The following is a 16,779-nucleotide window of genomic DNA, read 5'->3' on the forward strand; positions in this document are numbered from 1 at the left end:
GGATCGAAAAATCAAGAAAGCGTATTCAAGTTGAATTTTATCATAATTAACTTATATATTTGGATTTTATCATGAAAACTTTATGAACAATGCGTACAAAAAATATTAATAAATAAAAAGAATGAAGTTACTAACTTCATTCTTTTTTACTAATAAGTAGCGTACATAATTATTTAAACATACATGCATACATTCTGTTTTGAAATAATAGTACCAGCTTTTTCTTCTAATGCTTCATATACTTTTTCTAAAGATGTAATAATTGTTTTTCGTTTTGGATTTGTATTAACAAAATTAATAGCAGCTTCAATTTTTGGCAGCATACTTCCCGCAGCAAATTGCTGTTCCTCAATATATTCTTCTAATTTATTCACTGTTATATGTTCTAATTTTTTTTGATTCGGTTGATTATAATTTACATATACATTATCAACTGCAGTTAAAATTACGAGCGTATCTGCATCTACTAATTCGGCTAATTTTTGCGCAGCGAAATCTTTATCGATAACCGCTTCAGTTCCTTTTAACCCTTCTTCAGAATCAATTACTGGAATTCCACCACCGCCAACAGCTATCACTATATTTCCATCTTCAACCAAAGAATTAATCACTTTATGTTCATGAATACTTACAGGCTTCGGTGATGGAACAACACGTCTCCACCCTCTACCAGCATCTTCTTTAAACAATGCTTTTGTTTCTTCCATTAACCTTCTGGCTTCTTCTTCTGTGTAAAAAGGGCCAATCGGTTTAGTTGGATTTTTAAATGCCTCATCTTTTTTATCCACAACAACGCGTGTTATAACCGTTGCCACGTCTTTTTTTATATTCCGTTTTTTCAATGCCTTTTCAATCGCATTTTCCATCCAATATCCAATCATCCCTTGGCTCATTGCTCCACAAGTATCTAATGGCATTGCAGGTGTCTTTTCCGTTTCTGCAGCTTTTTGCTGTAATAAAATATTCCCCACTTGTGGGCCATTCCCATGCGCAATTACTATATCTACATCATTTTCCATTATTTTCACAAGTTGTTCTGCTGTTTTTTCCAATGCTTCTTGCTGCGCTCCCGCAGTAGCTTTTCCAGACTGTATCGCATTTCCCCCTAGTGCAACTACAATTTTTCTTCGTGCCATATTTCAGCCCTCCAGTTGATTTCGCTTTCACAGCGCTTTATAAAGTAATACCGCCTGTAATTAATCCATAAATCGCAAAGAATGCTAAAGCACCAATTGCTATCGATGATGCTAATTCCACTCGAGTAAATATTTGCTTCGAACTCTTTTGCTTTTGAACATTGTAAAAAATAAAAATACCTGGTGCATATAAAGTCATTGTTAATAATAAATACTCTAAACCAGCTGCATAAACTAACCACACGCCATAAATACTTGCTATCAAGCCAATTATTATATTTTTATTTCGATCTGCTTCTTCAGACTTTAAGCTATGCTTCAGTTGATAAAATGCTGAAAAAGCATATGGGATTAAAATAGCTGAAGATGCTAAAGAGAATGCAAAGTTATACGCCTGATCAGAAACGACGAAAGTTAACAAGAACATTTGAATTAAACTATTTGTTATCCATAATGAATTTACTGGAGCCTTATTTTTATTTTCTTTTGCGAACCATTTTGGAAATACTCCATCTTTAGCCGCTAAATATGGAATTTCAGAAGCGAGCAAAGTCCACCCTAACCAAGCACCTAATACAGAGATGACTAAACCTAAATTAATAAAGATAGCACCCCATTTTCCAACAACACTTTCAAATAAATAAGCCATAGCCGGATTTTTCAAACCAGCAATATCTGCTTGCTGCATAAGTCCAAGAGACAATAATGTGATTAAAATGTAAATAATGAGTGTACCTATTAAGCCAATAACCGTTGCTTTCCCTACATCACTTCTATTTTTTGCTCGACTAGATAAAACAACAGCCCCTTCTACTCCAATGAATACCCATAAAGTTACAAGCATCGTACTTTTAACTTGGCTGCCCACTGCTCCCCATGAAAAAGAACCAGTTTGCCCCCAAAATCCATCTAGGAACGTATCAATATGAAACGCTAAGATTCCTATGACAATAAATACAAATACAGGTACTAATTTCGCGATTGTAGTTACTAAATTCACAAGTGCTGCTGATTGAACTCCACGTAAAATTAACATGTGAACACACCATAATAATACGCTTGCACCAATAATGGATGCTACATTTTGACCACCTTCAAAGATTGGAAAGAAATATCCTAATGAAGAAAACAATAATGTGCCGTAAGCTACATTACCAAGCCAAGCAGATAGCCAGTATCCCCATGCACTATTAAATCCCATAAATTTACCAAAACCTGCTTTTGCATAGCTAAAAATACCACCATCTAAATCTGGCCGTTTTACAGTTAGATTTTGAAAAGATAATCCAAGTGCAATCATCCCAATTCCTGTTATAACCCAACCAATAATAATGGCACCAGCACCAGCACCTTTTGCCATATCACTTGCTAAATTAAATGCTCCACCGCCAATCATAGACCCAACTACAAGAGCCGTTAATGTAAACAACCCTAATTTCTTATCTTCACCCATTCCACTCACCTCTCTTTAATTGCAATAACAATACAAAAGCAATAGTGAATGATAGTGTCTAAAGGAGGAGAAAGAAGAAAGGAAGACTCCCTTTCTTCTTTACTCCATGTTTCCTAAAGTAGCTGCCATAACCGCTTTAATTGTATGCATTCTATTTTCAGCTTGATCAAATACTTTTGAATGTTTACTGCGGAATACTTCGTCAGTTACCTCCATTTCTTTCAACCCATATTTCTCATAAACTTCTTCGCCATACATCGTTTCAACATCATGAAATGCAGGTAAACAATGTAAGAAAATCACGTTTTCATTCCCTGTTTTTTTAATCATTTTCATATTTACTTGATAAGGTTTCAATAACTCGACACGCTCAGCAAATTTTTCTTCTTCCCCCATAGAAACCCATACATCTGTATAAATTACATCTGCATTCGCAACAGCTTCTTCCACATCACTTGTTATCATTACCTGTTCATTATATTTTTTTGCTAAATCAATTACTTCTTGTGCAGGCCATAAAGATTCCGGTGTACAAATACGTACATCCATTCCAACGATTGCTCCACCAACTAGTAAACTATTAGCAACATTATTTCGTCCATCCCCAACGTAGACGAGCTTCACATTTTTTAATTTCCCTACATGTTCTCTAATTGTTAATAAATCTGCTAGTGTTTGTGTTGGATGCCACATATCTGTTAATCCATTCCAAACCGGCACACCAGAATTTTGTGCTAAAGATTCTACAGTTTCATGATTAAATCCACGAAATTCAATTCCGTCAAACATACGCCCTAACACTTTTGCTGTATCCTCTACGGATTCTTTTTTCCCAAGCTGGATATCACCTTTCCCTAAATATTCAGGGTTCGCACCTAAATCTGTACATGCTACTGTAAATGCACAACGCGTACGAGTAGAGGTTTTTTCAAATAAGAGTGCTACATTTTTACCTTCTAAATAATGATGTGGGACACCATTTTTCTTTTTTTCTTTTAATTCTGCTGCTAAATCTAGAAAATATAACAATTCTTCTTGTGTAAAATCTTTTTCTGCTAGAAAGCTTCTTCCTTTTAAATTTGGTCTAGTCATTAACATACTTCATCCCTACTTTCTCCGTTATTTATACTAAATATCTTTACGAACAATTGGCATACTCATGCAACGTGGACCCCCACGACCACGAGATAATTCCGAACTTAGTACCTCAATCACTTCTATTCCGTGTTCCCGTAATAACGTATTGGATACATAGTTGCGATCATATGTAACAACTACACCTGGCGCGATTGCTAATGTGTTCGAGCCATCATTCCATTGTTCACGAGCAGAAGCAATTACATCTCCCCCTCCACATGGAATAAGAACTAATTCACTTAAGCCTAATACTTCTTTTAATGCTTCCATTAAAGAAGTACGATGTGTAATTTTAAGAGTTTCCTCATCTGGACCTTTTTCTAAAATATAAATATTCATATTTCCTTTTGGCCCTTGAATGGCTGGGTGAATTGTAAACTTGTCATAATCAACCATTGTAAATACTGTATCTAAATGCATAAATGCTCGGCATTTTGGAATTTCTATTGCTAACACTTTCTTAATTTTATTTTGTCGGCTAAAGAGATTTTTAGCTAAACGTTCAATTGCTTTAGCTGAAGTACGGACAGATACTCCAATTGCAATTGTTTCTTCATTTAAAATTAGCTCATCGCCACCTTCAATTGGAAACTTATAATCACGATCTAGCCAAATTGGCACATTGTGACTTGAAAATCTTGGATGATATTTAATAATGTACTCCATGAATAATGATTCACGTCTACGCGCCGGCTCTCTCATCTTATTTATCGTTAAGCCATCGCCCATGCTAGCTGCTGGATCACGAGTAAAATATAAATTAGGCATAGGATCTAAGTAAAACGGATAATGATCTTCCATTAATTCGTATAAATGTGTCTTCTTACTTGTTTCAATTTCGCTTTTACGTACACCACCCATAATTTTTTGAATTAATTCTTCATTTGAAAAGGAAAGTAAATATTCTTTTAAAGTTTGATGTGCAACATTTACGTCAGCTTGTCCTTCTTTTAAAATACGATCAACAAATTCTTCTCGAAGTTTTTTATCTACTAACGCCTCAGCAGTTAATTTTTCTAAATAAAGAACTTCAACACCCCGATTGCGTAAAGTTTGTGCAAAATAATCATGCTCTTTTTGAATAATTGGTAAGTATGGAATATCGTCAAATAATAATTGCTGCAAATAATCTGGTGTTAAGTTTTCCACTTCTTTACCAGGTCGTTTTAATAAAACCGTTTGTAATTCCCCAATTTCTGAAGTAACATGTATCGGATGCTTCATTTGTTGTACCTCCTTTTAAATATGTTTGATGTCTTACAAGTACATAATAAATGCTACGCACTTTCACCCTTGTGAAATCATCCACATTATCATTGTGAAATATTAAACAAGTTATTTTTTTAAAATCATATTAATTTGTATTTTTATAACACTCCATCCCGATTTTTTAATAAAAAATACATATATTACGCATATATGTTGCATATTTAACTTCCGTATTTACAAAAAAATCCTGTTTTTAATAAAAATTAAAAACAGGATTTTGCATCTAAATAATTAAATTTAACCTTTCTTCTAAAATCTCCCTATCTGATTTCGACTGAGAAATTATAAGGCATGTATCATTTCCACATATACATCCTATTTTTTCTTTCCAATCTAACTCATCAAATAAAACACCAATAACATGTGCATTTCCAGGTAATGTTTTAATAACCATTAATTGTTCTACACAATCAATTTTCACAACAACCTCTCGTAATTTTTTCTTTAACTTTATATCAGTTTGTAAATGTTCTTCTGAGAAAATTTTATATATCATCAATCCTTCTTGAGAAGGTACCTTCGTTAAGTTTAACTCACGAATATCTCGAGAAACCGTAGCTTGTGTTACTAATACATCTTTTTTTGCTAACAATTCTACTAATCTTTCTTGCTTCTCTATTTCATACTCTTTTACAAATTGTTTAATTAATCGTTGTCTTTTTTCTTTTTTCATAAAAGACACCCCTTTTAATATTATAGCTCGCTATAATTTTCATCCGAAAGGGACAGAAAAGAATGTTGCGGAAACGTTCATAGTTTATATCTTTTAACTATAGATATTAAATCTAGTTAAAAAAAGAGAAGAACAGCATTCTGTTCTTCTCTTTTACATTGAAAATCGTTCAATTGTTTGTTTTAAGTCCGTTGCTTGCTTTTCTAAATCCTTTAACAATTGATCGATTACTACCATATTTTTAGATTGTTGCAACGTCACACGTGCTACTTCTTGTGAACCAGCTGACGTTTCTTCAGCAATTGCTGCTACGGCCTTTGTTTGTGCTCCTGTTTGATGAATGTGGCTCACTTGTTCATTCATATAACTACTAATTTGCTTCGTTGCATCGGCTACTTCCATAACACTTGATGACATTTCTTTTAAAATTAATTCCGTAGCTTCCCCACGTTTCGCCTCTTCTTTAGCTATTTTCACTTGTTCTGTCATTTTCATTGCAACTTGTTGTACTTCCTCTTGCATGTTTCGTAATAACTGCGATATGTTTCTTGCAGAATGATCACTTTCATCAGCAAGTTTCCGTACTTCTTCCGCAACAACCGCAAAGCCTCTTCCATGCTCTCCAGCACGAGCTGCCTCAATAGAAGCATTCAGTGCTAATAAATTCGTTTGACTAGCAATCTCACTCACAACAGATACAATGTGTTCTACTTGTTTCATTCTTTCCTCTAACTTCTGTACATTTTGCATTGAATCTTCATTTTCTTTCGCCAATGTTTGAATACCTTGAATTAAAGACGTAAAGACACGAGTACTATGCCCTAAAGCTTGAACCATTTCTGAAGACAACTCATCAGACTGTTTCGCTTTCTCTTCTACTTCACTTGCAATAGAAGTTGTTGTATCAACAGCAGAAACAATCGCTTGAATTGATGCCGCTGATTGCTCAGCGCCAGAAGAAATCTCTGCAAGTGTTTCAGAAACACCTTGTGCTTGTTTCGTTGCTTCACCTGTTTGTTTTCTAATTTGCTGTACTTGATTGTTTGTATACGAAAATGTTGTATCAATATTTTTTACCATGCCCCTTAAGTTCCCTAGCATCATATTAAATGCAACACTTAAAGATTTAATTTCATCATCAGTCTTCGGTAACGGAACATCTTCTCGAATGTCTCCTTCAGCCGCTTTTCTCGCCGCCTCCTCTAACTTTCGAAGCGGTTTAATTAAAAATACGGCTGCTCCATATGCTAAAATTCCAGACCATACTACCCCTAATAACATAACGATAATATTATATACAGTTTGACTTACATAACTTTGAAAATAATCATATACCACATAAATAAAAAATATGCTTGTTGAATATGTAATTAAAGCTAAAACTGTAGTGAATAGCATAAGTTGTGTACGTAAGCCAAAGGAAAATGTCTTCCTTTCTTTTCCCATCTCTTCTTTCCCCCTTTTTATAAGCAATATAAGTACTACCTATATATTATTATCCATATTTTCATTATAGAAAGATATAGAGATTTTAAAAATCATTATTCCCTTGAATATCAAATCACCCAAAAAAAATAAAGGATTCTGACAATTTATGACTAATAACAGAAATAAGGGGCAACATTTGTAAAATATATTTTTGACTGGGGGTTTTGTATGATTCAGGTTCGAAATCTAGTAAAATCATTCGGGTCACTTGATGTTTTAAAAGGAATTGATTTAAAAGTAAATGAAAAAGAAGTTGTTGTTTTAATTGGTGCCAGTGGTTCCGGTAAAAGTACATTACTTCGCTGTCTTAACTTTTTAGAAATGTACGATGAAGGTGAAATTCACTTACAAGGTGAACGAATTAATCCAAAGCATTCAAATTTAAACAAAGTCCGTGAAAATGTCGGTATGGTTTTTCAGCACTTTAACCTCTTTCCCCATATGACCTCACTAGAAAACATCATAGAAGCACCTATTCATGTAAAAAAATTAGAAGCAGCAAATGCAAAGGAAATCGGAAATCAACTTTTACAAAAAGTCGGTCTACAAGATAAAGCAGATGTAACTCCCCACCTCCTGTCAGGTGGCCAAAAACAGCGTATTGCTATTGCACGAGCTCTTGCTATGAATCCTAAAATTATGCTATTTGATGAACCTACCTCAGCCTTAGACCCTGAACTTGTTGGAGAAGTATTGCAAGTTATGAAAGAACTTGCTGAAGAAGGAATGACCATGGTTATCGTTACTCATGAAATGAATTTCGCAAGAGATGTAGCTGATCGCGTCATATTTATGGATGACGGAAAGATTGTAGAGGACGCTCCGCCAGCACAATTCTTTTCAGCTCCATCACATGAACGAGCAAAACAATTTTTACGCAACGTTTTATAATGTAACTTCTGTTTCAAATGAAAAGAAATACATTCATACGGTGCACAACTAATTGTCCAAATAAAATATCTCAGTAACATACTTAAAACCATCCGTATGATCAATATATAGGAGGGGTTTTATGAAAAGAAAACTATTAACCATTGTTGCGAGTATTACATTATGTACATCCTTCATACTAGGAGCCTGTAGTAAGGAAAGTGCTACTACTTCTTCAAATGGTGAAAAAGAATTTCGTTATGCGATGAGTGGCTTATATAAACCTTTTAACTATAAAGAAAATGACGGAAAGCTTGCCGGTTTTGATGTGGAAATTGGTGAGGCACTTGCGAAAAAAATGAATATGAAACCGACTCCTATTACAAATCCATGGGAAACGCTAATCCAAGGTCTCAAAGCGAAAAAGTATGATGTAATACTGGGCAGTATGGCAATTACAGAAGAACGCTTAAAAGCTGTTAATTTCTCAAATCCTTATTATCGTTCTGGTGCCCAAATTTTTGTAGCTAAAAAGAATACATCTATCTCTTCTCCAGAAGATTTGAAAGGTAAGAAAATTGGTGTTGTAAAAGCTAGTACCTTTAAAGACCTTGTTGCAAAACATACAGATCAAATTACAGAATACGATAGCGATATTACTGCACTTATGGACTTAGAGCCTGGACGTATTGACGCAGTAATCACAGATCAAATGGTTGGTTTGCGCATGATCAAAGAAGGTAAATCAAATATAAAAGAAGCTGGAAAACCATTAAACCTTGATGAAATGGGAATTGCTATTCGTAAAGATGATAAAGAAATGGTTGAAAAAGTAAATAAAGCTTTAGATGAAATCATTAAAGATGGTACGTATGAAAAGATTAGTAAAAAATGGTTTGGGCGTAATATTCTTGGTGAAGAGGAAAAAACAAAGTAAATTAGCTAGTTAAATGTTTCATAAATTATGCCCCACTTTTTATCCCGCTATTTATGGGCAGTAAAACTCCCAATTGGTGTGGGCTAATAATCAGTGGGGTATTTCATTCCCTACCAAAATCCATACAATATGAGGTGACACATATGTTTGAAATTTTTATGTCTACTTATCCCACACTCTTAAAGGCTACTATTGTCACACTACAATTAACACTAACATCCCTATTACTCGGTTCACTAATTGGATTACTATTCGCTTTTTTTCGAATCTCTAACAATAAAGTTTTAAATAGTATTGCTCATGTATATATCGCCATTATTCGTGGTACACCTTTAATTGTTCAAATCGCCATTCTCTATTTCGGTATTACATCTATTATTGTTTTCACCCCTTTTTGGGCAGGAGCAATTGCTTTAGCAATCCATAACGGTGCATATATTACTGAAATTTTCCGCGGATCCATCCAATCTGTTGACCGTGGACAATTAGAAGCTGCTCGCTCTCTAGGTATGCCGTATCCTTTAGCGATGCGCCGCATCGTATTACCGCAAGCGTTTCGTCAATCTCTTCCTCCTTTAGGAAATCAGTTTATTATTGGATTAAAAGATTCTTCACTTGTTGCTTACGTAGGAATGTCCGAATTATGGGGATCAGGTTTATCTATTGCTGCAGGTAACTTCCAACAATTAGATACATATATAATCGTTGGTTTATATTATCTCGTGCTTGTTCTCCTATTCACTTACCTTGTTAACCTTTTGGAAAAACGACTACAACGAAAAGAAACAAATTCAGTTCAAGTTAGTGCAAAGAATAAAAAAGAAGTCTCTTTATAAGAAAAAGCAAGCCAGAGATGGCTTGCTTTTTCACTGCAAAAATATATTAATTTTTATTGATTTGCTTTTTTAATGCTCTCTTCTTCCTCTATATGTTCCTCGCGATATGAAATATTATGAGGATCTAGTCCATTTCCTAAAGAACCATAGAAATGCTCTCTATGCGGATCCACTAATTCACTTCCTTGATAATACACACGTGGTGTATTCCATAGTGCTGCCAAAGCTTTTGTCATTGGCATCTCATGATAGCGTTCCGGCCACATTTCTTTAATTTTCTCTTTTACTAACGGATAGTATTTAGAGCTCATAGCAGGGAACAAATGATGTTCTGTATGATATGAGAAATTGAAATGTAAAACGTCTACCCAGCGCGGCACTGTTACTGATAAACAGTTTGCTAACGGATCATTTACTGGCACAATTGGATTTAAGCGGTGATTTGTTGCGATATACGCCATTACAATAAAGTTAGCAATTAACAACGGAATCACATATGCAAATAACCATTTTCCAGGTCCCATAATAAACAATAAACTAATCCAAACTGTCCAAGGCAAAAGAAGTTGAAGCCATACAGATTTTTGATTGGATGACTTAAATTCTTTTATGAAATGAAAGAACATTCGAGTCGAATGCAATGTAAATTGAATTGTTAGTGACAGAAAACTAAAGAATGAACGTACATGAAGAGGCATACGATATACCCAGCTCAAAAACTTACTCTTCTTAAGCTTCTCAAGTGTCGGCCATGCATCTGGATCATTCTCTTCATGTTGTGTATGAACGTGATGCGTTGCATTATGCCACTTTCTCCAAAGTTTAGGACCTGTTGATAACGGCATAAATGCAATCGCTCCTAAGAAATCACGAAGCCACGCCTTTCTCACAACAGTTCCATGTAAAATTTCATGCCCTAAAAACCCAAGTGAAGCAAAACATAATCCAAGAACAATCGCAATTCCTAGATTTGCCCACACATTCAATTCAAATACACCAATTGCTATTAACCCCGCCAATGCCACAAGCAAATAAGCCAGTCCACCAAACAAACGAGTAGGAACTGGTTTAAATGCTTTTTTCGGCAAATGTGGTGATACACGTGCTGCATACCACCCAAACGTATGAAGCTCCTTCATCCTTTTGCCCCTTTCTTATGCCGCGCCTTGCGCAACTTACATATATCAATTCTTGCTTCCAGATTGATTTTACTAGGTGATTAAAAAAAGCATCTATTATAAGGAAAATATACTCACTCTATCGTCACTTATTTTTCGCTTTTATTATCAATGAAAAACATTTCTCTTTTTACTCTCTATCAACCTTTCCACATGATGAATCATATCAATAGAATTTCTATATTGTCAACAAATTTTATGACCTAGTAATAAAAGTTGGTTATACTTTTATAATTATACTTTATTTTACTAAAGAAAAAACATAGATTTTATAAGGTTTTATCCATTATTCATATACATACGCGGACATACTACAGACTCTATCTTATTCAAGAACTCTCGGTGTAAAACAACAAATACACTCACCTAAACCTAGCTTTACACAACTTCTACCTCTTCATACCGACAACACTTAACAATTATATTAAAATAATTTTATCTTTCTTTTAATAAAAATAGGCTCCTTCTAAAAAAGCACACATGAATTTCATATAATATGGAAATATTAAAAGGAAAATTGTTCTAAAATCAGGAGGTTTCCACAATGACAAGTGATACATTTCCACAATTGCCACTATCTTATTGGATTGAATCTACTCAGTTCCCTACTTTCCCTCGTTTATCCGAAAATATAAAGACGAAAGTTGCTGTTATCGGTGCTGGTATTACAGGTATTACTACTGCCTATTTACTTGCAAAAGAAGGCATCGATGTTGTGTTAATTGATTCTGGCCTTATTTTAAATGGAACGACTGGGCATACAACAGCAAAGGTAACAGCACAACATGATCTTATTTATGATGAATTAATAAATCATTTCGGTGTGGAAAAGGCCGGGCTTTACTATGAATCAAATAATCATGCTCTACAATTCATAAATGAAACTGTGCAAACATATAAAATCGACTGTAATTTCTCAAATGAAGATTCATATTTATATACAACTACCGATAATGGATTAAGAAATTTATCGAAAGAATATGAAGCCTATCAAAAATTAAATATACCTTGTGACTATGTTCAATCTCTATCGATTCCGATTCCAGTGCAATCTGCACTTGTCATGAAAAATCAAGCACAATTCCATCCCCTTCTTTATTTGAAAACACTTCTAGAAAAGTTTGTGGAGATGGGCGGAAAAGTTTACGAACAAACAACAGCTATGGATGTGGAAAAAGGAGATTCTCCACAAGTCATTACAAAGGAGGGTCATCGTATCACTTGTGAATATGTTGTCTCTTGTTCACATTTTCCTTTTTATGATGCGAATAGCTTTTTCTTTACGCGCATGTATGCTGAACGCTCTTATGCTCTTGCAATTAAAGCAAAAACGGATTATCCAGGTGGCATGTACTTAAGTATTGATGATCCAAAACGTTCCCTACGCTATACAACAAACAATGGAGAACAATTAATTTTAATTGGTGGAGAAAGTCATAAAACAGGACAAGGAATAAACACAATGCTTCATTACGAAGCACTGTATTCTTTTGCGGAAGCAACTTTTGGAGTAGACGAAGTTCCTTATAGATGGTCAGCACAAGATTTAATCACGCTAGATAAGCTTCCTTATATCGGGCATATTAACGAAAGAAATCCAAATATATTTGTTGCAACTGGATATCGTAAATGGGGAATGACAACCGGAACTGCTGCCGCTCATTTACTAAAGGATTCCATTCTAAAAGTCCACAGTCCCTATAAAGAACTGTATGCACCATCACGTTTCCATGCAAATCCAGATATAAAAACGTTCCTTTCTCAGAACATTGATGTTGCGAAACATTTAATTGAAGGAAAGATTGAAACCGCATTACGTAAGCCAGAAGATCTCGAAGTTGGTGAAGGATCTGTTGTACATGTTAACGGGAAACGAGCAGGTGCTTATAAGGACAAAGATGGAAAATTACATATTGTTGATACAACTTGTACACATCTCGGCTGCGAAGTTGAATGGAATAATGGTGATTGCACTTGGGACTGTCCTTGCCACGGTTCCCGATTTTCAATTGAGGGAGATGTTATTGAAGGGCCAGCAGATCAACCGTTAAAGCGAGTTGATCACGAGTAAATAAAGAAGTTCAACAGAGTTCCTGTTGAACTTCTTTATTTGTTATAAAACCTTTTCAGATAAATTCCGACACAAGAAGGAAAATATTAACACAAAATAAAATAATATATTCATCTACAAATAAAAGGGGTGAATACTATGCAACCTTCTGCTCCACCTCATCCAGAATCTACAGAAACTATCTTTTCAAGCTCTATCACAAAACTTGTTGTTTTTATTTGTTGGTTAGCCATTCTAGCTGATGGATATGATTTAGGTATTTACGGCGCCGTTCTGCCAAAGCTCCTGGAAGACACAAGCTGGGCACTTTCACCGGCACACGCTGGTACAATCGCCAGCTACGCTTTGTTTGGGATGTTTATTGGTGCTATTCTAGTGGGAACCATTACAGATCTAATTGGACGAAAATGGACACTTATATGCTGTTTAGCACTTTTTTCTATCACAATGGGCCTAGCTGCTATTGCTCCTTCTCCTGAATTATTTGGGCTATGGCGATTTATCGGCGGAATTGGATTAGGCGGTGTTATTCCAACAGCCTCAGCACTTACTGTTGAATATTCACCAAAAAAGCGACAATCTTTTATTTATGCTCTTATGTTTACTGGCTATCCTTTAGGTATCGTGTTAGGTGCTATTTTGTCTATGTTTATGTTAGAAGATTTCGGATGGAGGATTATGTTTGGCATCGGAATGATTCCACTACTCCTCATTCCATTCATTGTTCGTTATTTACCCGAATCCATTCAATTTTTATTATCACGTAATCGCCAAGAAGAAGTGGACCAAATTCTTAATCGCTTTAAAATTGAATTCTATGCAAAAGATGAAACTCATCAAGCCCCATCTAATATACGAAAGAAAAATGGATTTCTTACCTTATTCTCAAAAGAATACATAAAAGCAACGCTGCTTTTTTGGATTACTTATATAATGGGAATGTTTTTGATATATGGTTTAAATACTTGGTTACCGCAGATGATGCGCCAAGCAGGATACCCTCTTGGATCTAGTTTATCATTTCTACTTATGCTAAATATTACTGCCGCTATCGGTGCATTGTTTGCTGGAGCAATCGCGGATCGTATAGGAGCCAAAATTGTTATTAGCATCTCCTATCTTATGGCAGCTATCTGTATCGGACTATTAACAATTCAACCATCTGTTACAATCATTTATCTTTTAATTGGTCTTGCTGGCATTGGATCAGTCGGTATTACTCAAATATTAAATGCATATGTAACACAATACTTCCCATCCCATATCCGAGCTACTTCCTTAGGTTGGGGACTTGGACTTGGCCGAGTTGGTGCGATTGCTGGTCCTATCCTTGTCGGTATTATTATGACAATACAATATGACTTAGCATGGAATTTTTACTTATTCTCATTCGCAGGTCTTCTCGCAGCTATATCTGTTTTCTTTATTCCTTCAAAATAAAAAAGAGCACAAATTTATTTGTGCTCTTTCTTTTATTCTGCAAACAACATATCTCGAAACAATGTATTTAAACTCTCAATATCGATCCCTGATCCCTTTTCAATTCCTTTTACATATTGCTGATAGTAATGAATTTGTTCTTCTAAAAATCGATTCAACACCTCAATTTTCAATCCAATATCTAATTCAGTACCTGCTTTTTTCTTTATTAACAACTTTTCAATTTCATCTAATACGCTACGTTCTAATGATAACTCTGTAATCAATCGATCAAATTCTACTGGAGGCAAAGTTGTTTTCTCCTCTAGCCACTTACAAGCTAAAATAGGACGCAATACATAAAAGTACTTTTTTAACTTTACATTCTCACCTTGCAAAAATTCACGATAATTTTTCGAAGCCATATGTAAATAATGATATATCGTTGCTTTTGGATCAAAATTCTTTTCACTCATTTGCTGAAGCTGTTCTGGAAAATTAGAGTTTTTCGAGTAAAAAATTGGTGATCGAATCCATTCAAGTAATGCTGGATTCGACTTTGCGAATAGTTGTAACGCCTTTTTAATATCCCATCCGCTTATATCTAAATCATCACTAATCGGATATTCAATTACATCACGTTTATCCTGAATTGATAAATACCATTCTACAGGGTGTATATAAACGAACCTAACATCATAATCACTATCTTTCGATGGAAATCCCCAAGCACGGCTCCCGGATTCCACCGCAAATAAAATTTTTACATCATTCTCTTTTTCAATTCTTTCTAACTCTGCCCTAATTTTCTCTCTCATTTCATACCCTCTCCATTTTTTGATTATTTCCTTGGAAATTCGACAAATATACTACTAAGTTTACTACATACTAAAATAGCTGTCAGAAAATTCCCGACAGCCTGTCAAAATTCCTCATTTTTTTATTTGTTCTTTTCTGTTACACTAACCGCAATTCGTTCAAACTCTTTTTGAATCTCCTCTTTATATGCGTCTACTTTTGAAAAATCCATAGCAGCAATATAAATTCGTTCTAATTTATCACGAACCGATTTTGCTTTCGCTAAGAAAGACATTGCCTCATTCATTTTTGCTTTATATTGAATCGACACGTCTCGAATTTCTGCCGCATACTTCTCATCTGTCCCTGGTGTCACAATCAGGGCATACATATCTATAATCTCATCACCTTCGCGGCTTGGAAAATATTCATGTGGTGCGGTGCTATCAAAAATTGCAAACCCTAATTCTCTTACGATAACCATATCAAGACTATTTGGATCAAATCCACAATGATATACTTCAACTTCAAATCCTTTTTCTTCTGCCGCTTTAGCTAATTTTTTGAGCATTGTTGATTTCCCAGAGCCTGGGCGCCCTTTTATAAAATAACGATGTGGTAATCTTTCTGTTAAATTAGGAACAAAATCAACTGCTCCTTTCGGTGTAGCTGCTCCTAAAAAGCGATGTTTCACAAGAGATTGTTTCCCGCCTTTATCTGTAAACAATTTTTGAATCAGCTGATCTGTTAGTTTATTTGCTTTATTAAAATCAATATTATTAATATATATTTTCTCCCACTCATCATGTATAACTAATGCCTCGTTAAAACAAGCGTACGCTGTTTGAAAAGCTTTGCTTGCTTCTGAAACAAATCGTTCAATTTCCACCTTTTGCTTTCTTAATTTATCTGAGTCCCAAGCAACCCCTAAATTGATATATTCCTCGACGACTCCTGGCATTTTCGGCTCAATCACATGCGGTGATGTTCCATCAACAATTCCTACTTTTAACTTCGGGATAATTACACCGTCAACCGATTTGTTATCAGAAGAACAGTGTAAAAATTCAATATCATACCCTTTTTCAACCCATTCACGACCTATTGCCTTAATTAAAGAAGATTTCCCCGTTCCAGGGCCACCCTTTAAAATAAATAACCTGTTTAGCCCTTTTAAATTCTCTTCGTATAAATTATGAAATCCTCTAGCTGTATTTCCACCAGCATAATAATTCAATACATTTCCTGTCACTGCACTCACTCCTTCGCAGCATTCTATTTACATAAGCTACAATATGCGAGCAACTTTATTTGGGTGAATACCTATTTTGTATTGCAGAAAAAAAGGAAATGAATTACAATTTTATTATCATGAAAATTCAGAATTTAAAATTGAATATACCTTTATCAAGAGAGGCAGAGGGATCGGCCCTTTGAAGCCCAGCAACCTCAGTTTATACAAACTGAATAGGTGCTAATTCCTGCAAAATGCATTGCATTTTGGAAGATAAGAC

The 16,779-nt window shown here is 34.9% G+C and carries 13 protein-coding genes, 2 pseudogenes and 1 riboswitch; of the genes and pseudogenes, 5 read left to right on the forward strand and 10 right to left on the reverse strand.

All coding sequences use genetic code 11. The annotated features are described in order from the left end of the window. Positions 1–173: 173 nt before the first annotated feature. The 7 genes and pseudogenes from arcC to ACYVEC_RS03825 all read right to left on the reverse strand — a co-directional run. Positions 174–1,136 carry a carbamate kinase gene (gene arcC / locus ACYVEC_RS03795; RefSeq protein WP_098555153.1) on the reverse strand — a complete coding sequence of 321 codons (963 nt, stop codon included), beginning with the start codon at positions 1,134–1,136 and terminating at the stop codon, positions 174–176. Between the two features lie 37 nt (positions 1,137–1,173). Then, complete coding sequence (gene arcD / locus ACYVEC_RS03800; protein ID WP_063221618.1) at positions 1,174–2,589, reverse strand: arginine-ornithine antiporter; 1,416 nt, start codon at positions 2,587–2,589, stop codon at positions 1,174–1,176. Between the two features lie 99 nt (positions 2,590–2,688). Then, positions 2,689–3,687: an ornithine carbamoyltransferase gene (argF, locus tag ACYVEC_RS03805; RefSeq protein ID WP_063221617.1), complete on the reverse strand. Its 999-nt coding sequence runs from the start codon at positions 3,685–3,687 to the stop codon at positions 2,689–2,691. A 30-nt stretch (positions 3,688–3,717) separates the two neighbouring features. Continuing rightward, positions 3,718–4,950, reverse strand: coding sequence for an arginine deiminase (gene arcA / locus ACYVEC_RS03810; RefSeq protein ID WP_063221616.1), 1,233 nt, complete (start codon positions 4,948–4,950; stop codon positions 3,718–3,720). Between the two features lie 268 nt (positions 4,951–5,218). Continuing rightward, positions 5,219–5,668, reverse strand: a complete 450-nt coding sequence (argR, locus tag ACYVEC_RS03815) for an arginine repressor (RefSeq protein WP_000711842.1) — start codon at positions 5,666–5,668, stop codon at positions 5,219–5,221. Positions 5,669–5,821: 153 nt separating this feature from the next. After that, positions 5,822–6,394 (reverse strand): annotated as a pseudogene (locus tag ACYVEC_RS03820) (methyl-accepting chemotaxis protein); the annotation flags it as partial. 369 nt (positions 6,395–6,763) lie between these two features. Then, positions 6,764–7,114, reverse strand: a pseudogene (locus ACYVEC_RS03825) (HAMP domain-containing protein); the annotation flags it as partial. A gap of 210 nt (positions 7,115–7,324) precedes the next feature. Between ACYVEC_RS03825 and ACYVEC_RS03830 the strand changes: the two are divergent. From ACYVEC_RS03830 to ACYVEC_RS03840, 3 genes are all read left to right on the forward strand, one after another. Then, the gene (locus tag ACYVEC_RS03830; RefSeq protein ID WP_063221614.1) at positions 7,325–8,047 is read left to right on the forward strand and encodes an amino acid ABC transporter ATP-binding protein; all 723 of its coding nucleotides are present in this window, start codon (positions 7,325–7,327) and stop codon (positions 8,045–8,047) included. 121 nt (positions 8,048–8,168) lie between these two features. Then, on the forward strand, positions 8,169–8,963 hold the full coding sequence (locus ACYVEC_RS03835) for an ABC transporter substrate-binding protein (RefSeq protein WP_063221613.1): 795 nt from the start codon (positions 8,169–8,171) through the stop codon (positions 8,961–8,963). A gap of 143 nt (positions 8,964–9,106) precedes the next feature. Continuing rightward, a complete protein-coding gene (locus ACYVEC_RS03840; RefSeq protein ID WP_063221612.1) occupies positions 9,107–9,799 on the forward strand; it encodes an amino acid ABC transporter permease in 693 nt (230 codons plus the stop codon). 53 nt (positions 9,800–9,852) lie between these two features. Here the strand turns inward: ACYVEC_RS03840 and desB are convergent, their stop codons facing one another. Further along, positions 9,853–10,938, reverse strand: coding sequence for a Delta(10) desaturase DesB (gene desB / locus ACYVEC_RS03845; protein WP_063221611.1), 1,086 nt, complete (start codon positions 10,936–10,938; stop codon positions 9,853–9,855). Positions 10,939–11,521: 583 nt separating this feature from the next. Here desB and ACYVEC_RS03850 point away from each other — a divergent pair. Both ACYVEC_RS03850 and ACYVEC_RS03855 read left to right on the forward strand, forming a co-directional pair. Further along, positions 11,522–13,048 carry an FAD-dependent oxidoreductase gene (locus ACYVEC_RS03850; protein WP_063221610.1) on the forward strand — a complete coding sequence of 509 codons (1,527 nt, stop codon included), beginning with the start codon at positions 11,522–11,524 and terminating at the stop codon, positions 13,046–13,048. A 138-nt stretch (positions 13,049–13,186) separates the two neighbouring features. Further along, complete coding sequence (locus ACYVEC_RS03855; protein WP_063221609.1) at positions 13,187–14,488, forward strand: MFS transporter; 1,302 nt, start codon at positions 13,187–13,189, stop codon at positions 14,486–14,488. A gap of 32 nt (positions 14,489–14,520) precedes the next feature. Here ACYVEC_RS03855 and ACYVEC_RS03860 read toward each other — a convergent pair whose 3' ends face one another. Together ACYVEC_RS03860 and ACYVEC_RS03865 are read right to left on the reverse strand one after the other, a co-directional pair. Then, the gene (locus ACYVEC_RS03860) at positions 14,521–15,285 is read right to left on the reverse strand and encodes a nucleotidyltransferase domain-containing protein (RefSeq protein WP_063221608.1); all 765 of its coding nucleotides are present in this window, start codon (positions 15,283–15,285) and stop codon (positions 14,521–14,523) included. 122 nt (positions 15,286–15,407) lie between these two features. After that, the gene (locus ACYVEC_RS03865; RefSeq protein WP_063221607.1) at positions 15,408–16,517 is read right to left on the reverse strand and encodes a PRK06851 family protein; all 1,110 of its coding nucleotides are present in this window, start codon (positions 16,515–16,517) and stop codon (positions 15,408–15,410) included. Between the two features lie 149 nt (positions 16,518–16,666). Next, a riboswitch (SAM riboswitch) is annotated at positions 16,667–16,779 on the forward strand.

The sequence above is a fragment of the Bacillus sp. MN7755 genome (assembly GCF_054771475.1).